Source organism: Erwinia sp. QL-Z3 (assembly GCF_004551645.1).
GTDB classification, from domain to species: domain Bacteria; phylum Pseudomonadota; class Gammaproteobacteria; order Enterobacterales; family Enterobacteriaceae; genus Erwinia; species Erwinia billingiae.
Genome location: NZ_CP037950.1, coordinates 1,029,828 through 1,048,996 on the forward strand (window position 1 = coordinate 1,029,828; position 19,169 = coordinate 1,048,996).

Consider the following 19,169-nt stretch of genomic DNA (forward strand, 5'->3'; position numbering starts at 1 on the left):
CCCATAGCCATTACAACAGTCGTTGATAGAGATCGCGGTAGGCCACAGCGGCCACCTGCCAGCTAAAATCCATCCCCATCGCCTGACGCTGCACGTAGCGCCAAAGTGAAGGACGGGACCACAGTACAAAAGCACGGCGGATAGCCCTCAGTAAAGACCAGGCATTGCTGTCCTCAAAAACAAATCCGCTGGCCATGCCATCGGCGAGGTTTTCCAGCGAACTGTCATTGACCGTATCCGCCAGTCCACCGGTGCGCCGGACCAGCGGTAAGGTGCCGTATTTCAGGCCGTACAGCTGGGTCAGTCCACAGGGTTCAAAACGGCTCGGGACCATAATCACGTCGGCACCGCCCATAATGCGGTGGGAGAATGCTTCATGATAGCCAATCTGTACACCCACCTGGCCCGGATATTCGGCCGCCGCCGCAAGAAATCCTTGTTGCAGTACGGCATCTCCGGCGCCCAGTAATACCAGCTGTCCGCCCTGCTCCAGCAGGCCAGGCAAGGCTTCCAGCACCAGATCCAATCCTTTCTGTTTGGTCAGCCGGCTGACCACCGCAAAGACCGGGACCTTGTCATCAATCTTCAGGCCCATGGTGATCTGCAGCTGGCGTTTGTTCTCGACCTTGGCATCCAGCACATCGCGGTTATAGCGCGCGTTGAGCAGCAGGTCTTGCGCCGGGTCCCAGATGGCCGGATCGACCCCGTTGAGGATCCCGGTCAGCCGGCCCTCAAGCTGTCGCTGCTTCAGCAGATCTTCCATGCCGTAACCATACTCCGGCAGGGTGATCTCCCGGGCGTACGTAGGACTGACGGCGGTAATATGGTCAGCATAAAACAGGCCGGCCTTCAGGTAAGAAATCTGCCCGAAGAACTCCAGCCCGAACATGTTAAAGAATGACCAGGGTAGCTGGATGTCATCCATATGCTTGGCGGCAAACAATCCCTGATACGCCAGATTATGGACAGTAAATACCGATTTTGCTGGACGGCCACGAGCCGCCAGATAGGCGCAGGTTAGCCCGGCATGCCAGTCATGCGCATGGACCACCTCAGGTCGCCAGTAAGGATCCAGCCCACAGGCCAGTTCACAGCCAATCCAGCCCAGCAGCGCAAAGCGGAGATAGTTATCCGTATACGCGAACTGTGACTCGTCGTGATAAGGGCTGCCGGGTCTGTCATACAAACCCGGCGCATCTATCAGGTAAATCCCTACGCCATCAAACTGCCCATAGAGCAGCTCCACGTAGCCCGCGAACGTTTGCAGCCTTGCCACGACCTCTGTGTCCGGGATCCCTTTCTTTAAATCAGGGAAGCCTGGAAGCAGGACTCTGGTATCAATGCCTTCTGCAATTTGCGCCGCCGGTAATGCCCCAACAACATCAGCAAGCCCGCCGGTTTTAAGCAGCGGGAAAATTTCTGAACAGACATGTAAAACCTGCATTATCGGCTCCTTTACGGTGTGCTGACGCGGTCCTCCGCATCAAAAACCTTGCCCAGACTGAACTGCTTCTTAGTTAACTGCGCCAGCCCAATTTGGCCAGCATGGATCGCGTCACCAGTACGATCCCCTCTTCGGAACGGTAAAAACGCCGCGCATCGTCATCGGGATTTTCACCGATTACCGTACCCTCCGGCAGCTCGCAGGCTCGGTCAATCACACAGCGGCGCAGGCGACAGGATCGCCCCACGACCACATCCGGCGAGAGAACTGAGGATTCGATATTGCAGAAAGAGTTGATTCGAACGCGGGAGAACAGCACCGAATTCACCACCACCGAGCCGGAAATAATGCACCCGCCCGACACCAGCGAATTCATGGTCATACCGTGACTGCCTGAGCGATCCTGCACAAATTTCGCCGGGGGAAGCGGCTCCATATGGGTGCGGATCGGCCAGTCGCGGTCATACATATCTAACTCTGGCGTCACCGAGGCCAGATCGAGGTTGGCTTTCCAGTAAGCTTCCAGAGTTCCCACATCGCGCCAGTAAGGCGGCGCGGTCTCATCACTTTGCACGCAGGAGATGCTGAAGGAGTGCGCCAGCGCCTCACCGGTGGAGACAATCTGCGGCAGAATGTCTTTACCAAAGTCATGATTGGATTCGGGATTTTTAAGGTCTTCTTCCAGCAACTCATAGAGATAGTCTGCGGTAAACGCATAGATCCCCATGCTGGCCAGCGCCTGCGTTTTATCGCCCGGCATATGCGGCGGATCGGCCGGTTTTTCGAGGAATTCCACTACCCGGCTTTCATCGTTAACCGCCATGACGCCGAACGCGCTGGCTTCTTCGATCGGCACAGGCAGACAGGCAATGGTGCATTTGGCATCATTTTCCACATGGTCCAGCAGCATCCGCGAATAATCCATTTTGTAGATATGATCACCCGCGAGGATCACGATGTACTTCGCCTGATAACGGCGAATGATATCGAGGTTCTGCGTGACCGCATCCGCCGTCCCGCGATACCAGTGTTCCGTGGCCTGACGTTGCTGCGCAGGCAGCAGGTCGACAAACTCGTTCATCTCCTCGTTGAGGAAAGACCAGCCACGCTGGATATGCTGCACCAGCGTGTGGGATTGATACTGGGTGATCACCGCGATCCGCCGGATCCCGGAGTTCAGGCAGTTCGACAGCGCAAAGTCGATAATGCGAAATTTGCCGCCGAAGTGGACAGCAGGTTTTGCACGTTTCGCGGTGAGATCTTTCAACCGGGTACCGCGTCCACCGGCAAGGATGAGGGCTACAGTTTGTGTCGGCAATTGTCTTGCCAGCATCAGGGGATCGTTCTTCTCTAATTTGATCATGTCTGACTCCTGTTATGATTGCTTTTGGAACACGCACACACCGTGGGTTGGTCCATGCCAGACAGTTATAAGGATCGGGTTATCATCCCCGGCGAAGGGTGGTATGGCATGCCATTCCCCTTGAGGCAGTTGTAAATCGCACACTTCTTCGGTGGCGTTAAACGTAATTAACCAGTTCTGAGACAGGCGAATTTGCAGACGATGCGCCCCGTTTCGCCACTCCTCAACGCTCAACGGCTGACCCGTGGGTCCCAGCCACTCAACGTTTCCATCCCCTTCCTGCCACCAGCTATCGCTCTGCAGCGCAGGGATCTTGCTGCGCAGATGGATTAAGGCGGCAGTGAAGTTAAACAGCCCGCTGTCATTGTTTTCCCAGTTAAGCCAGGTCAACTCGTTATCCTGACAGTAGGCGTTATTGTTGCCGTGCTGGCTGTGGCTGTGCTCGTCACCCGCTAACAGCATCGGTGTGCCTTGCGCCAGTAACAGCGTGGTCAGCATGGCGTGCACGCTGCGGCGGCGATGTTCAGCCACCAGCAACGGCGCGTTCAGCCCTTCCACACCGTGGTTGTGGCTGAAATTGCTGTTGTTGCCATCGCGGTTATCTTCACCGTTGGCTTCGTTATGTTTGTCGTTGTAGCAAACCACATCGCACAGGGTGAAACCGTCATGGGCGGTGATCAGATTGATGCTGGCCGACGGCAATCGCCCAGGCTGTTGGAACACGTCGCTGGACGCAGCAAAACGCTTCACCAACTCGCCATTGGAGATGTCGCCATACAGCCAGTAACGGCGCACAACGTCGCGGAAATGGTCATTCCATTCGGCAAACGGCGGCGGGAAGTTCCCCACCTGGTAACCGCCAGGCCCGATATCCCAGGGCTCAGCAATCAGCTTGCAGGCCGATAACAGGGGATCGGCCTGGATCGCCTGGAACATCTCCGCATCGCGCTGGTATTCCGGCGTACGGCCTAAGATGGTGGCGAGATCGAAGCGGAAGCCATCGACGTGGCACTCCTCCACCCAGTAACGCAGGCAGTCCAGCGTCCAGTTCATCACTTTCGGATGGCTGATGTTCAGCGTGTTGCCACAGCCGGTCCAGTTCTGGTAGCCACCCTGATCGTCGAGCCAGTAATAGCTTTTATTATCGACACCGCGTTTGGACAGCGTCGGGCCGGTCTCTTCCAGCTCGGCGGTGTGGTTAAACACCACGTCGAGGATCACTTCGATGCCCGCCGCATGCAGCGCCTTCACCGCCTGCTGGAACTCATCGCGCGGATGCACCCCGTTAACGCCGGAGGCATAACGCGCATCCAGTGCATAAGGCGCCAGCGGGTTGTAGCCCCAATAATTGGTCAGCCCAAGGCGCAGCAAACGCGGCTCGTGAGCAAAATACGCCACCGGTAACAGCTCCAGGCTGGTGATGCCGAGGCGCTTGAAATAGCTGATCATCACCGGATGGCCCAGCGCCGCATAGGTACCCTGGATCTCCGCAGGAATATCCGGATGGCGCTTGGTCAGCCCACGAACGTGTGCTTCATAAATGACGGTCGAGCCCCAGGGCACGCGCGGTGGCTGGTCATCTTCCCAGTCAAAATCATTGGCCAACACCACGCTTTTTGGCGCCACTGCCGCGCTGTCTTCGCAATTCATCTCCGTTTCACCGCACTGGAAACGCGGGTCGTCGGTGACTTCGCCTTCCACTTCGCGGGCACAGGGATCGACCAGTAATTTGTTGGGATTGAAGCGGTGTCCGGCGTCGGGCTGCCAGGGGCCATACACCCGGTAGCCATAGCGCTGGCCGGGTTTTATCGCCGGCAGATAGCCATGCCAGATATCGCCGGTATGTCCCGGTAAATCCACGCGTGTTTCCTGGCCCTGCTCGTCAAACAGACAGAGCACCACGCGCTCTGCATGCTGTGAGAACAGCGTAAAGTTCACGCCTTTGCCGTCGTAATCAGCGCCGGAAGGCGTGGCTTTGCCAGGAAGCACGGGGCTCATCACGCCTCCCTCGCCAGCCAGACGGTGGACAGCGGCGGCAAGGTCATGCTCACCGAGTGTTCACGATTGTGGCTGGGCTGCGGATCGCTGTGGATTGCGCCCTGATTACCGGCATTGCTGCCGTGATAATGGCTGGAGTCGGTGTTGAGCACTTCCCGCCAACTGCCCGCGCCGGTGACGCCAAAGCGGTAGTTCTCACGGGTGACCGGCGTAAAGTTGCTGACAACCATCAGCTCGTTGCCCTCGCGATCGCGGCGCACAAAGACAAACACCGAGTTTTCGAAATCATCCACCACCAGCCATTCGAAGCCCATCGGGTCGAAGTCGAGCTGATAGAGCGCGGGATGCGCGCGATAAGTGTGGTTTAAATCGCGTACCAGCCGCTGCACGCCGTTATGCCAGTTGTCGTGCCCTTCCAGCAGATGCCAGTCGAGGCTGACGTCATGGTTCCACTCTTTGCCCTGTGCAAACTCGTTGCCCATAAACAGCAGCTTTTTGCCGGGGAAGCCGAACATCCAGCCGTAGTAAGCACGCAGGTTGGCGAATTTTTGCCAGGCATCGCCCGGCATGCGGTCCAGAATCGATTTCTTGCCGTGAACCACCTCATCGTGCGACAGCGGCAGCACAAAGTTTTCGGTGGAGTTATAGAGCATGCCAAAGGTCAGGTTGTTGTGGTGATGCTTGCGATGCACCGGATCCAGCTTCATATAATCCAGCGTGTCGTGCATCCAGCCCAGATTCCACTTGTACCAGAAGCCCAGACCGCCCATTTCCGGCGGACGTGAGACGCCAGGGAAATCGGTCGACTCTTCGGCCACCGTCACCGAACCCGGTGCGGCGGAGCCCAGCGTGCGGTTGGTGTAGCGCAGGAAGGCGATAGCTTCCAGATTCTCTCTGCCGCCCAGGTGGTTAGGCACCCATTCCCCTTCGGCACGGCTGTAATCGCGGTAGATCATTGACGCCACCGCATCGACGCGCAGCCCGTCAATGCCGAAGCGCTCAATCCAGTACAGGGCGTTGCCCGCCAGATAATTGCTGACCTCGCGGCGGCCGAAGTTGTAAATCAGCGTGTTCCAGTCCTGATGGTAGCCTTCGCGCGGATCGCCGTGCTCGTACAGCTCGGTGCCATCAAACTTGGCCAGGGCAAAGTCATCGGAAGGGAAATGGCCCGGCACCCAGTCGAGCAGCACGTTAAGTCCGGCTTCATGCGCTGCGGCAACGAAGTTGCGGAAGTCATCACGGGTACCAAAACGCCGGGTTGGCGCGTACATGCCGGTCGGCTGATAGCCCCAACTGCCATCGAACGGATGTTCGTTAATCGGCATCAGCTCAAGGTGGGTGAAGCCCATCTCTTTGGCATAGGGCACCAGCTGTTCGGCCAGCTCTTTGTAGCTCAGCCAGAAATTGTTATCGGTGTGCCGACGCCATGACCCCAGATGCACCTCATAAATCGAGATCGGTTGGTCAAAATCATTGGCGCGACGACGGGCCTCCGGCATCTCGGTTTTCGGGGGTATCCCGCAAATCATCGAGGCACTGTCCGGCCGCATCTGCGCTTCAAATGCATAGGGATCGGCCTTCAGCCGCAGCTGACCGTGCAGATCGATAATTTCGAATTTATACAGCTGCCCGTGGATCGCACCGGGAACAAACAGCTCCCAGACGCCAATCTCCTGGCGAAAACGCATCGGATGGCGACGGCCATCCCAGAAGTTGAAATCACCCACTACCGAGACGCGCTGGGCATTCGGCGCCCAGACGGAGAAGCGCGTGCCGATAACGCCATCAATCACGTCCGCATGGGCGCCCATGGTTTCGTACGGGCGAAGGTGCGTGCCTTCGGCCAACAGCCAGCTATCCATCTCCGCCAGCAAGGGGCCAAAGCGGTAGGCATCATCAATCAGGTTTTGCTGACCATGCCAGGTGACTGCCAGCTGGTAGCGGAAGGGGTTTTTACGTCGCGGAACCACACCGTGGAAGAAACCACGGGAGTCCAGACATTCAAGCTGAGCGCATTTGCGCCCGGTATTGGTTTCAATCACCCAGACTTCGGTTGCATCAGGCAGCATTGCCCGTACTTCGAGGCCGCTCTCGGTCTGATGCATACCAAGGAACGAAAATGGGTCTGCATAGTGGCCGGAAATTAATTCATTAATAAGCCGACGATCCGTAAGCTCGGACATGACTTTCTTCCCTTGATGGTTGGCAGGCAATCTCTTGTTACCGCGAAAAGGCAACGAATGCTCTGCTCTTTATTGAACCAAAAGCACGCTGACCGGAAAGGTAGCCATCCAGTGCGAAAACCGCCGCAGCGTGCGACAACTTCATCAGATAAGGTAAAGCGTTTCGGGCCGTGTCCCGCAAGCAGTCCCGGCCCGTTATGTTTCAATGATATTTTTAAGCATAGCCAGGGCGCGGCTAAAGCCAGCACCGAAAACATAAAAATATGCCTTTCAGATCAAACTTTCGGAGATTGGTGACGGACAAGTCGGAAAACGCGGGAGGGAAAGCGCAGCAGGAGGCGGATTGCAAATAAAACACCCCGCTGCCAGAGGCGAACGGGGTGTAGGTAACGCGGCGTTTAAGGCTTAGCCAACCAGCAGACGCAGCATGCGACGCAGCGGCTCAGCGGCACCCCACAGTAGCTGATCGCCGACGGTGAAGGCAGACAGATATTCCGGCCCCATATTCAGCTTACGCAGACGCCCTACCGGCGTTTTCAGCGTGCCGGTCACCGCAGCAGGCGTCAGCTCACGCATGGTCAGCTCGCGGTCGTTTGGCACCACGTGGACCCAGTCGTTATGGGAAGCCAGCAGCTGCTCCACTTCTTGCAGCGGCACGTCTTTTTTCAGCTTCAGCGTGAAGGCCTGGCTGTGGCAGCGCAGCGCCCCAACGCGAACGCACAGTCCGTCGACCGGGATCACGCTGGCTGGTTGCAGAATTTTGTTGGTTTCGGCCTGGCCCTTCCACTCTTCGCGGCTCTGACCATTTTCCAGCTGCTTGTCGATCCACGGGATCAGGCTGCCAGCCAGGGGTACACCAAAGTTATCGGTCGGCAGCACGCCGCTGCGGCCCATCTCGGTCACTTTACGCTCGATGTCGAGGATTGCGGAGGCCGGGTTCTGCAGCTCTTTCGCCACGTGGTCATGCAGCATGCCCATCTGCGTCAGCAGTTCACGCATATGGCGTGCGCCGCCGCCGGAGGCCGCCTGATAGGTGGCCACTGAAGCCCACTCCACCAGGTTGTTAGCAAACAGGCCACCCAGCGACATCAGCATCAGGCTGACGGTACAGTTACCGCCGGCGAAGGTTTTGATGCCTTTGTCCAGGCCCTGATGGATAACGTTATGGTTGACCGGATCAAGGATAATCAGCGCATCGTCGTTCATACGCAGGGTGGAAGCGGCATCAATCCAGTAACCCTGCCAGCCGGCAGCACGCAGTTTTGGATAGATTTCAGTGGTATAGTCGCCACCCTGACAGGTAATAATAATATCCAGGGCTTTCAGCGCCTCGATATTGAAGGCATCCTGCAAGGTTCCGGCAGACTGCCCGCCAAACTCAGGGGCCGGCTGGCCGTGCTGAGAAGTCGAGAAAAAGACCGGGCGGATCACGTCGAAGTCACGTTCTTCTACCATGCGCTGCATAAGAACGGAACCAACCATGCCACGCCAACCGATAAGTCCTACTGATTTCATGATGCACCTGCTGCAGACCACTGGCTTGCCCGGCCAGTCAATGGCGGGGGGAGAGTAGACCTGACCTGTTAAAGTTATAAGAAAGAAGTATGGTTAACACCTTACAAAATGCTGCAAAAGTGGCAAGTGAATTAAATCGATTATCGGCAAATTTTTAGCAATATCGCTAATATACCCGTAATAATTCAGCAAACGGGCAGGCGGATAGCGCCAGACCTGTCGGCTGGAAAATGCAGGGTATTGGCCGCTAACGGCGCTTAACAGAGATGGATACGATGACTGAAATGATCTCAGCAACGATATTATTGTTGCTTATTATGGATCCGCTGGGCAATTTGCCGATTTTTATGTCGGTTTTGAAGCATCTGGAGCCTAAACGTCGACGGGTGGTGTTGATTCGCGAAATGCTGATCGCGCTGGTGATCATGCTGCTGTTTCTGTTTGCCGGCGAGAAAATCCTCGCCTTCCTGAATCTGCGCACGGAAACCGTGTCGATTTCCGGCGGCATCATTCTTTTTCTGATCGCCATTAAAATGATCTTCCCTTCCCATGAAAGTAGCAGCAGCGGATTGCCTGCCGGCGAAGAACCCTTCCTGGTGCCGCTGGCCATTCCGCTGGTGGCAGGCCCGTCGCTGCTGGCCACCCTGATGCTGCTGTCGCATCAGTATCCCGATCAGATGACGCATTTGGTCGGCGCACTGATGATTGCCTGGGGCGCAACGGTATTTATCCTGCTGATGTCCGGCGTATTTTTACGGCTGCTGGGGGAGAAAGGCGTTAACGCGCTGGAAAGGCTGATGGGCTTGATTCTGATTATGCTGGCGACCCAGATGTTCCTCGATGGCATCCGGGCCTATCTGAAGATTTAAACAAAAAGGGCGCTCACTGAGCGCCCTTCTGCTATTCAGCTGCCCATCAGGACAGCAGCTCGAAGGCAATCATGCCGACGATAGCACCGACGGTCCCCAGAATGGTTTCCATCATCGTCCAGGTTTTCAGCGTCTGGGCTTCCGTTGCGCCGGTAAAGCGGCCGAATAACCAGAAACCGGCGTCGTTGACGTGGCTGAAGATAATCGAACCCCCGGCGATACAGATCGACAGCGCTGCCATCTGCGCGCCTGAATAATGCAGCGGCTCAATCACCGGCATAATCAGGCCAACCGTGGTCAGGCAGGCAACCGTTGCTGAACCCTGAATGATGCGCACCGCACCGGCCAGAATAAAGCACGCCAGCGCAACCGGCAGACCCGCGCCGGTCAGCGCGTTACCCAGCGCCGGGCCGACGCCCGAATCCACCAGCACCTGCTTGAACACGCCACCGGCACCAATCACCAGCAGGATAATCCCGGCAGGTTGCAGCGCGCTGCCGCAAATCTGCATCACCCGCTCTTTATCCATCCCCTGACGGTACGCCAAACCATAAATCGCCACCAGGCACGCCAGCAGAATGGCGATAAACGGATGGCCAATGAACTCCAGCCACTCGTACAGACGCGTGCCGGGATCGGTAAAGCGGGCACCAATGGTTTTCAGTCCCACCAGCACCAGCGGGAACAGGATCAGCGACAGGCTGAAGCCAAACGAGGGCAGCTTGCTCTCATCAAAGTCCGGATGGGTGGTTTCGGTGGGCAGCGTGAAGGTCACGTGACGGCTGATAAAGTTACCGAACAGCGGACCGGCAATCAGCATGCTTGGGATCGCCGCGCACACGCCCAGCAGGATCATCCAGCCAAAGTCGACGTGCATTTGCGAGGCCAGCAGCATCGGCGCTGGGCCGGGGATCAGGAAGGCCGCGGACGCCGCCACGCCGGCAAACAGCGGAATGACCAGCTTCACCAGGTTGTCGTTAGTCCGACGCGCCACGGCAAAGGCAATGCTTATCAGCAGCACGATCGCCACTTCAAAGAACAGCGGCAGCGCGCAGATTAAACCGGCCACGCCCATCGCATAGTGCGCGCGGCTCTGGCCAAAGGTCTTCAGCATCTTGATGGCGATCTGATCGACCGCGCCCGTTTCATGCAGAATTTTGCCGAACATTGCCCCCAGCGCAACCACAATCGCGAGGAAGCCCAGCGTGCCACCCATGCCTTTCTGCATGGTGTCCGCAATTTTATCGAGCGGCATACCGGAGAAGATCCCGGCCCCGACAGAAACTAACATCAGAGCGACAAAGGCGTGCATACGCGCTTTCATCACCAGGAACAGCAGCAGTAAAACAGAACCCGCTGCGGTCAAAACCAGTGTTGCAGTAGCCATTACATCCAACTTATTTTTTTATCGCGCCTTCGATAGTGGTAATGGTCGCAGCCACAACCTCATCCAGCGTCTGATTAATGTCCACGCCCAGCACATCGCGCTCATCAGTGCCCGGCTCTTCCAGCGTGGAAAACTGGGTGACCAGCATTTGCGGCTTGAAGAAGTGCCCTTTGCGCGCGCGCAGACGGGATTCGATGGTGTCGAAATCGCCCTGCAGATAGACGAAGGACAGGTTGTCGTTGCCTTTGCGCAGGATGTCGCGATAACTCTTTTTCAGCGCCGAGCAGACAATCAGCGAGATGTCGTTGGTGCGCTGCATGGCGAACGCCGCATCGTTAATCGCTTCCAGCCAGGGTTTACGGTCATCATCATTGAGCGGATGGCCTTCAGACATTTTCTCGATGTTGGCGCGAGGATGAAGAAAATCCCCGTCAAGGAACGCCGCCTTCAACTGGTGTGCAACGGCGTTGGCAACAGCTGATTTGCCGCTTCCGGATACGCCCATCAACACGAACACGTGATTGGACGAAGGGGATGTTTTCATTATTTATGCTCCGGCAGAGAAGTCTATGGAGATGGCCGTTCTGGGTCAGCCCAATTTGTTATCGGTAACATTGTCTGGACGGCCGTCCGCTAAGGCAACAGCTGGGGAGGAAAAAGCTGGTAAATGTGAAGTAGCTCAAAAAAATGACAGTTTCAGAGTGATGGCGGCACAAAGGGACAACTTTCATCCACAGCGCGCGGGCAGCAAACCCTGTCGCCCACACGCAGTGGAAAAATCCGCCCGGCCGTCAGATACTGCCACCTTCCGAAATGGTAAAGCCGACATTCACCTGTTTGGCGTCGCGCAACTCACCGCGGATGCTGGACAGCAGCAGTGCGGCAGATTCACGACCCATTTTTTCACGCGGTGTCACCACCGTTGCCAGTTCAGGTGTTACCACCTGAGTAATATCATGGCCGTGAAAACCGGCAATCGCCATTTCCTGAGGCACCCGCAATCCCTGACGCTGGCATTCAAACATCGCACCGACCGCCAGGTCATCGTTGGTACAAAACAGGCTGTCGGTGTCGGGATAGCGGCGCTGGGCTTCCTTCAGCAGGGTTGCGCCCATCGAGAAAGAGGACGCCTCTTCCATCATGATGCTGCGCGGCTCCAGGCCGGCTTCCCGCATCGCCTTCTCGTAGCCCTGCTGCTTAAGCAAGGTACGCTCATCCAGGCGGGCGCCAAGGTACACCGTACGGCGATGGCCTTTCTGCAGAATGGCATGGGTCATTTGCCGCGCGGCTTCGACGTTATCGAAGCCGACCGCCATATCCAGGCAAGGCGACACCGAATCCATCATTTCCAGCACCGGGATACCGGCGGTTTCCAGCATCCGCAGGCTGGCGGCGGTGTGGGTGCGTTCGGTGAGGATCAGGCCATCAATGTTCCAGGCCAGCAACGAGCGGATTTGCAGCTCTTCTTTTTCCGCACTGTAGCCGAAATGGCCCAGCATGGTCTGGTAGCCCGCCGCATCGGTTACCGCTTCAATGCCGCGCAGCACATCGGCGAACACCTGGTTGGTCAGCGAGGGAAGCAGCACGCCAATGGCGCGACTGGTGGAATTAGACAAAATATCGGGGGCTTTATTGGGGATGTAACCCAGCTCATCCAGCGCCTCGGCAATCCGGCTCTGTAAGGCAACAGAAACCTGATCGGGATTACGCAGATAGCGGCTGACGGTCATTTTGGTGATGCCCACACGATCGGCAACATCCTGTAATACCGGTCTTTTCTTCTTCATTATTGTAAAGGGTCAGGGGAGAGATGAAGAGAGTGTAACAAAATTGAAAGGGAAACGGTGAAGGGTGCGGTAAACCGCACCCAAAGTGTGACGGACTTAAACAGCAGGCAGATCGAACAGCAGGATTTCGGCATCGCTACCGGCTTCAATCGCCAGAGCCGCTTCGTCCCAGACCGCAAACGCATCGCTGGTGGAGGCTTTTTCACCGTTGACGGTGACATCCCCTTTCACCACCTGGATCCAGATACGGCGTCCGGCTTCAATTTCCACAGCGCCCTGTTCGCCCTGCTTCAACGCCCAACGCGAGAGCGTCATATCCTGGAACACTTTCAGCGAACCGTCACGAGCATCGGGAGACAGCACCAGCTGGCGGCCCTGCACGTCATCGAAGCGGCGCTGAGCATAGCGCGGCTCGATGCCGGTTTTTTCCGGGATAATCCAGATCTGATACAGGTGCAGCGGCACCTCTTTGCTGGCGTTGTACTCAGAGTGACGCACACCGGTACCGGCGCTCATAATCTGGAACTCACCCGCCGGGATCTGCTCTTTGTTGCCCATGCTGTCTTCGTGCTCAACCGTACCGGACAGCACGTAAGTCAGGATTTCCATGTCTTTATGCGGATGGGTCCCAAAACCCTGTCCACCGTCGATCACATCTTCGTTAATCACCCGCAGCGCCGAGAAGCCCATAAAGTTGGCGTCATGATAGCTGGCGAAAGAAAATGTGTGGTAGCTGTCCAGCCAACCGTGGTTAGCGTGACCGCGATCTTGTGCTTTGCGTAGGTAAATCATGTTCAATCCTCCTCAACGTTTTCACATAGTCTGGACCTGTTCTGGAGGGGATGATAGCGGATAAAATTGTCTCCTCTGTTCAAATTATTCGATGGAATCGAGAGCAGTTAAACAGACAATTTGTCGCTGGATTGCGGCGGAGGTAAACGGCAGGCAAAAAAAAAGCCAGCACCCGAGCTGGCTAAATAATACTTGGAAGCAATGTGAGCAATGTCGTGCTTTCCCGATGGTCCGTGAAGCCCATGCCGGGAACGCATGACAATAATAATCATTATCATTCGCACTTGTAAAGCATTTTTTTGCTTGATTTATCGGCTAAAGGCCATGATCTTAAAGAGGATTAGCGGAAATCAAGGAGCAGGGAAATGAGTGAGATCGTAATACGTCATGCCGAACCGACTGATGCTGAGGCGCTTTTTCGCATCCTCAGCCAGCCCGAAACCTATCGCGATACGCTTCAGCTTCCGCATCCCTCGCAGCAAATGTGGCAGCAGCGGCTGGACTCACCGAAAGAGGGTCAGCAGCGGTTTGTCGCCTGCATTGATGGCCAGGTGGTGGGCGATCTGACGCTTGAAGTGAACACCCGGTTACGTCGTCGTCACACCGCATCGTTTGGCCTCTGCGTCGATGTTCATCATCGCGGTAAAGGCGTGGCTTCGGCGCTGATGAAAGAGATGATCACCCTTTGCGATAACTGGCTGAGCATCGAACGCATTGAGCTGACGGTGTTCGCTGACAACGCCACGGCGATTGCCCTCTATCAGCGCTTCGGCTTTGTTACCGAAGGCGTTGCCCGCCGTTTTGCAGTCCGAGAGGGTCAGCAGGTGGATGCGCTGTATATGGCGCGTCTTAAAAATGCGTCATCGCCGGTCTAAACATTGAACGGCGTGGCCACGATCACCCGTGAAAACGCCGTTTGCTGCGCTTCTTCCGCCGGCAGGAAACCATGAAAACGCAGGATGGTACTGAACGCCGTGCGCGCATCCTCCCGCAGATCGTGGTCAATTACCGCGTCCAGCTTCTCCGCCGTCAGTAACTGGCGGTTCTCCTCATCCAGATCGTGGCCAATAAAGACTTTCACCTCACGATCCATCGCCGCAAAAGCCCGCAGGATGGCGCTGTTGCCGCCGCCAACGCTGTAAACGGATTGGATGGTGCTGTCCTGTTCCAGCGCTGCGCACATCTGGGTAAAGGTCAGCTGATCGATGCCATAGCCTTCGCTGACCGCGACGGTATTCAGCCAGGGCGCGCGCTGGTGTAGCGTCGCCATAAAGCCTTCCATGCGCTGCTCTTCGCCGCGAAATCCCGCGCTGCTTAGCGCCACAGCCACCGTTTGTGCCTCAGCCGGCAGCCAGCGCGACATCAGCCAGGCCGCCGTTCGCCCTGCCCCTTCATTGTCCATGCCGACATAACGAATGCGCTCGCTGTACGGCAGGTCGGTGACCAGGGTCACCACCGGAACGCGCAGCGCGGCCAGTTCGGCCACCGCGCTTTCCAGCAACGGATGGTCGCTGGCCTTTAGCAGCACGCCATAGCTGTCATTGCCACAGCGGCGCAGTTCACGCACCAGCTCTTCTGGCGTGGTTTCCTCAACAATATGGCAGCGCAGAGTCAGCCGGAACGGCGCAAAGCTTTTTATCTGGCTGAGCAGCGCCGCCAGCGTCAGCGAGCTGAAGCGCTCAGGCGCATGCATCACTAAATCGATCGGCAAGGTACGGCCGCTGGCCAGGCTAGCGCGCTGCTGCAACTCCAGATCGCGGATGGCCTGCGCAATCCGCCGTGCGGTGCGCGGATGCACGCTGCCCCGCTGGTGCAGCGCCCGATCGACCGTGGCTTTACTGACGCCCGACTGGGCCGCGATTTGCTTAAGTGAAAACGGGTTAGCCATAAATTGAGGTCTTTTTGAGGTTATGCCGACGTATTGTTAATCAAATGTAATTGCTAAGGTCAGGGTCAGCAAGTGAACAGACCTTACCTCCCCCGACAAAAAGAAAGGACAAATAATGAGCCTGACTGAAAGCACTATCTTCAACAATAAGGTGTTCGTGGTCACCGGTGGCACCCAGGGACTGGGCGCGGCGGTGGCCCAGCTGCTGGCGAAGCGTGGCGCGCGCGGCATCGTGATCTGCGGGCGTAATACCGACGCCGGACGCCAGCAGGTCGAAACCCTGAGCCACTCCGGCTGTGAAGCGATCTTCGTCGAAGCCGACATCAGCTCACCGGCCGCCTGCGAAAAGGTCGTCGCCGCGGCTGAGTCCTGTTTTGGCACGCTGCACGGGTTGGTTAACTGCGCGGGCATGTCCGATCGCGGCACCATCCTCGACACCTCGCCGCAACTGTTCGACGCCATTATGGCGGTCAACGTGCGGGCGCCCTTCTTCCTGATGCAGGCGGCGATCAAGCTGATGATCGCCAAAGGCGTTGAGGGCAGCATCGTCAATATCATCACCATGACTTCACACGGCGGCCAGAGCTTTCTTAGCGCCTATGCCGCGTCAAAGGGCGCGCTGGTGACGCTGACCAAAAACGTTGCCTTCAGCGCCATGCGTAACCGCATCCGGGTCAATGGCCTCAACATCGGCTGGATGGATACGCCACATGAGGACGATATCCAGCGGCAATACCATCAGGCAGAAGACGGCTGGCTGGAAAAAGCGGAGCAGCAGCAGCCCTTTGGCCGCCTGCTGAAACCGACTGAAGTTGCCCGTGGCGTGGCTTTCCTGCTCTCCGAAGAGTCAGGAATGATGACCGGCGCGGTGATCGACTTCGATCAGTCGGTGGTTGGCTGTGGTGATAACGGTGGCTTCCAGCCATCCCATGCGTTGACGCTGTGAGGTGCCCAATGACTCAGATTTATATTAATGACAGCCAGATTTCGCTGGATGATTTCGCCACCCTCTGTGCGCAGACCTTGCCGAAGGGCGACTTCCCGCTGGCCCGCTCCGTCGAAAAAAACGTGTTGATTTACCACCGTGACGATCTGCTGAAAGCCGCAGAAACCGACCGCCAGAAGCTGCTGGCCGAGTTGCATCGCGCGTTATCCAGTGGGCCTGGCGTATTTGTGGTGCAGGGTTTGTATGAAGACCTTTCCGCCGTGGATCGCAGCAGCACGCTGTTTGAGGAAATTCTCGCCAGTGAAGCTGCCAGCGGCGGTGGTGGCGATCACTTTGCCAAAGCCGGCAGCAATGGCCGTATCTGGAACGCCCTGCAAAAGGTGGCAGAGCGCGATGCCGATGCGTTTATCGATTACTACAGCAACCCCTTACTGGCGTTGATTTGCGAAGCTTGGGTGGGGCCTGGCTATGAAATGACGGCGCAGGTGAATCAGGTGCGTCCGGGCGGCAAAGCGCAGCAGCCGCACCGCGATTACCATCTGGGTTTTCAGGTTAATGAGGTTGTCGCCCGCTTCCCGCTGCCGTTGCAGATCCTGTCACAATATCTGACGCTGCAGGGTGCGGTCGCCCACAGCGACATGCCGTTGGAATCTGGCCCCACGCAGCTTCTGCCGTGGTCACAACAGTATGCCGAAGGCTATCTGGCCTGGCGCGATCCGCGCTTTATCGCCTTCTTCCAACAGCACGCCATTCAGCTGCCGCTGAAAAAAGGCGATGGGCTGTTCTTCAATCCGGCGCTGTTCCATGCCGCCGGCAACAACGTCACTGCGGATCATATTCGCACCGCCAATTTGCTGCAGGTCTCGTCGGCCTTTGGCAAAACGATGGAAAAAGTGAATCACGTCAAGGTGCTGGAGGCGATCTATCCAGCCTTACTGAGCAAAACCTTGAGCGACGCACAGCTGCACGCGGTGGTGGCCGCGAGTGGTGAAGGCTATTCCTTCCCCACCAATCTGGATACCGATCCGCCGTTGGGTGGGCTGGTGCCGAAGACTCAGCAGCAGTTGATTCTGGAAGCGTTGCAACAGGGCTGTTCCGCCGGGGCGTTTAATCAGCAGCTCGCCGCACATGAACGAAAAAGAGAGGCGTAAGCGCCTCTCAGGAAGGAACCTGCAGAACCCCCGACCGCCGGGGGTTCTCAGCCGGTCAGTAACCCGCCGTTAAATCATCAATGGTGCGCGGATCGGATGCGCCATACAGCATGCCGTCCGGCCCAATCATAATGCTCTGCGTGCTGCCCATCGCCGGCATCACCTTCACATGCTGACCTTTGGCTTCCAGCAGTTTCAGGCTGTCCGGGCTGAAGCCCTTTTCAACCCGCAGCTGATCCGGCAACCACTGGTGATGGAAGCGTGGTGCATTGGTCGCTTCGGCGATATTCATCCCGTAATCGATGCTGTTGACCACCATTTGCAGCACGGTGGTGATTATGCGGCTGCCGCCAGGGCTGCCGGTCACCAGCCAGGTTTTGCCATCTTTCGCCACGATAGTCGGCGACATTGATGACAACGGTCGCTTATACGGCCCCACCGCATTGGCTTCGCCGCCCACCAGGCCATAGACGTTCGGCGTGCCCGGCTTGGCAGAGAAGTCATCCATTTCATTGTTCATCAGGATGCCACTGTTACCCGCCACGATACCGCTGCCAAAATAGGTGTTCAGCGTGTAGGTCACCGCCACCGCATTGCCCTGCTTATCCACCACCGAGAAATGGGTGGTCTGGTTACTTTCATACGGTGCCAGCTTGCCCGGTTTGATCTCCGAAGACGGCCGCGCCTTATTCACATCAATCTGCTGCGCCAGCGATTTCGCATAGGCTTTGCTGGTCAGCGCCTGCCACGGCACCTTCACAAAGTCCGGATCGCCGAGATATTCCGAGCGGTCGGCATAGGCATATTTTTCCGCTTCCGCCATCACCTGCATCGCATCGGCGCTGCCGAAGCCCATTTTCGCCAGATCGAAGTTTTCCAGGATATTCAGGATCTGCACGATATGGATCCCGCCGGAAGATGGCGGTGGCATAGAGAAGACTGCATAGCCGCGATAGGTACCGCTGATTGGCTTACGCTCAATCGCCTGGTATTTCGCCAGGTCCACTTTGCTGATTAAGCCGCCGTGCGCCGCCATTTCCTCGTCAATCTGCGTGGCGATAGCGCCCTTGTAGAAGGCGTCCGGTCCCTGGCTGGCAATCAGCGTCAGGCTGTGGGCCAGATTGCGCTGCACCAGCGTCTCGCCGCGGGCATAAGGCTGACCATCCGCCTTGTAGAAAATCGCTTTGCTGTTGGGATGGTTAATCAGCACTTCTTTGCCATAGACCTTCAGATCGTCAGCCAGCGCCTGATTGACCACGATGCCTTTGCTGGCCAGTTTGATCGCCGGCTGGATCAGACGGCTGAGCGGCATAGTGCCGTACTCTTTATTCGCCAGCGCAAAGCCCGCTACCGTGCCAGGTACGCCGGACGCCAGGTGAGAGGTGAGGGATTTTTTGCTGTCGGCATTGCCCTGCGCATCGAGGAACATATCGCGACTGGCGCGGGTTGGGGCCATTTCGCGGAAGTCGATGGCGGTGGTACGGCCTGAGGCGGTGCGCAGCATCATAAAGCCGCCGCCGCCGAGGTTGCCGGCCTGCGGATGGGTCACCGCCAGCGCATAACCGACGGCAATCGCCGCATCCACCGCGTTGACACCCTGCTTAAGGATATCCACGCCAACCTGAGTTGCTGTCGCATCCCCTGACGACACCATCCCATGTTGCTCTTTCACCGGATGGAAGGTATCGGCATCCACCCCGTAAGAAACTGCCGGTGCGGTGGGCGCAGCACTGGCACCCTGCCACAGTAACAGCCCGATCATTAGCGGTCCCGCAAGCCGCGTTAACTTACCCTGTCCTGTCATCTTCACCTCTTGTTAGTCTTATTTACGTTTGTTTACTGCTGA

At 57.2% G+C, this 19,169-nt stretch carries 15 protein-coding genes; 4 read left to right on the plus strand and 11 right to left on the minus strand.

Features of this window, described 5'->3' with window-relative positions; genetic code table 11:
* Window positions 1-10: 10 nt before the first annotated feature.
* From glgA to asd, 5 genes are all read right to left on the minus strand, one after another.
* A complete protein-coding gene (gene glgA, locus E2F51_RS05440; RefSeq protein WP_013204222.1) occupies window positions 11-1,444 on the minus strand; it encodes a glycogen synthase GlgA in 1,434 nt (477 codons plus the stop codon).
* 73 nt (window positions 1,445-1,517) lie between these two features.
* Complete coding sequence (gene glgC, locus E2F51_RS23935) at window positions 1,518-2,807, minus strand: glucose-1-phosphate adenylyltransferase (protein WP_013204223.1); 1,290 nt, start codon at window positions 2,805-2,807, stop codon at window positions 1,518-1,520.
* Between the two features lie 12 nt (window positions 2,808-2,819).
* Complete coding sequence (glgX, locus tag E2F51_RS23940) at window positions 2,820-4,805, minus strand: glycogen debranching protein GlgX (RefSeq protein ID WP_209215480.1); 1,986 nt, start codon at window positions 4,803-4,805, stop codon at window positions 2,820-2,822.
* Window positions 4,805-6,988, minus strand: coding sequence for a 1,4-alpha-glucan branching enzyme (gene glgB / locus E2F51_RS05450; RefSeq protein WP_013204225.1), 2,184 nt, complete (start codon window positions 6,986-6,988; stop codon window positions 4,805-4,807). The genes glgX and glgB overlap by 1 nt, the downstream gene beginning before the upstream one ends.
* 405 nt (window positions 6,989-7,393) lie before the next feature.
* Window positions 7,394-8,503: an aspartate-semialdehyde dehydrogenase gene (gene asd / locus E2F51_RS05455; RefSeq protein ID WP_053141499.1), complete on the minus strand. Its 1,110-nt coding sequence runs from the start codon at window positions 8,501-8,503 to the stop codon at window positions 7,394-7,396.
* 275 nt (window positions 8,504-8,778) lie between these two features.
* On the opposite strand from asd, the gene E2F51_RS05460 reads away from it, so the two are divergent.
* Complete coding sequence (locus E2F51_RS05460) at window positions 8,779-9,372, plus strand: YhgN family NAAT transporter (protein WP_013204227.1); 594 nt, start codon at window positions 8,779-8,781, stop codon at window positions 9,370-9,372.
* Window positions 9,373-9,418: 46 nt separating this feature from the next.
* On the opposite strand, the gene gntU is transcribed toward E2F51_RS05460, so the two are convergent.
* The 4 genes from gntU to E2F51_RS05480 form a co-directional block, all read right to left on the minus strand.
* The gene (gene gntU, locus E2F51_RS05465) at window positions 9,419-10,759 is read right to left on the minus strand and encodes a gluconate transporter (RefSeq protein ID WP_013204228.1); all 1,341 of its coding nucleotides are present in this window, start codon (window positions 10,757-10,759) and stop codon (window positions 9,419-9,421) included.
* A 10-nt stretch (window positions 10,760-10,769) separates the two neighbouring features.
* Window positions 10,770-11,303 (minus strand): gluconokinase, encoded by a 534-nt coding sequence (gene gntK, locus E2F51_RS05470; protein ID WP_134822922.1) that lies wholly within the window; start codon window positions 11,301-11,303, stop codon window positions 10,770-10,772.
* A 247-nt stretch (window positions 11,304-11,550) separates the two neighbouring features.
* A complete protein-coding gene (gene gntR / locus E2F51_RS05475; protein ID WP_013204230.1) occupies window positions 11,551-12,546 on the minus strand; it encodes a gluconate operon transcriptional repressor GntR in 996 nt (331 codons plus the stop codon).
* Between the two features lie 96 nt (window positions 12,547-12,642).
* The gene (locus E2F51_RS05480; protein ID WP_013204231.1) at window positions 12,643-13,338 is read right to left on the minus strand and encodes a pirin family protein; all 696 of its coding nucleotides are present in this window, start codon (window positions 13,336-13,338) and stop codon (window positions 12,643-12,645) included.
* Between the two features lie 365 nt (window positions 13,339-13,703).
* On the opposite strand from E2F51_RS05480, the gene E2F51_RS05485 reads away from it, so the two are divergent.
* Window positions 13,704-14,213, plus strand: coding sequence for a GNAT family N-acetyltransferase (locus E2F51_RS05485; RefSeq protein WP_134822923.1), 510 nt, complete (start codon window positions 13,704-13,706; stop codon window positions 14,211-14,213).
* On the opposite strand, the gene E2F51_RS05490 is transcribed toward E2F51_RS05485, so the two are convergent.
* On the minus strand, window positions 14,210-15,226 hold the full coding sequence (locus tag E2F51_RS05490) for a LacI family DNA-binding transcriptional regulator (protein ID WP_134822924.1): 1,017 nt from the start codon (window positions 15,224-15,226) through the stop codon (window positions 14,210-14,212). The two genes, E2F51_RS05485 and E2F51_RS05490, sit on opposite strands and share 4 nt — an antisense overlap.
* Window positions 15,227-15,341: 115 nt before the next feature.
* Here E2F51_RS05490 and E2F51_RS05495 point away from each other — a divergent pair, with 115 nt between their 5' ends.
* Window positions 15,342-16,172 (plus strand): SDR family oxidoreductase, encoded by an 831-nt coding sequence (locus E2F51_RS05495; protein WP_013204234.1) that lies wholly within the window; start codon window positions 15,342-15,344, stop codon window positions 16,170-16,172.
* Between the two features lie 8 nt (window positions 16,173-16,180).
* The gene (locus E2F51_RS05500; protein WP_134822925.1) at window positions 16,181-17,323 is read left to right on the plus strand and encodes a phytanoyl-CoA dioxygenase family protein; all 1,143 of its coding nucleotides are present in this window, start codon (window positions 16,181-16,183) and stop codon (window positions 17,321-17,323) included.
* Between the two features lie 55 nt (window positions 17,324-17,378).
* Here E2F51_RS05500 and ggt read toward each other — a convergent pair whose 3' ends face one another.
* Window positions 17,379-19,127 carry a gamma-glutamyltransferase gene (gene ggt, locus E2F51_RS05505; RefSeq protein WP_134822926.1) on the minus strand — a complete coding sequence of 583 codons (1,749 nt, stop codon included), beginning with the start codon at window positions 19,125-19,127 and terminating at the stop codon, window positions 17,379-17,381.
* Window positions 19,128-19,169: the final 42 nt, after the last annotated feature.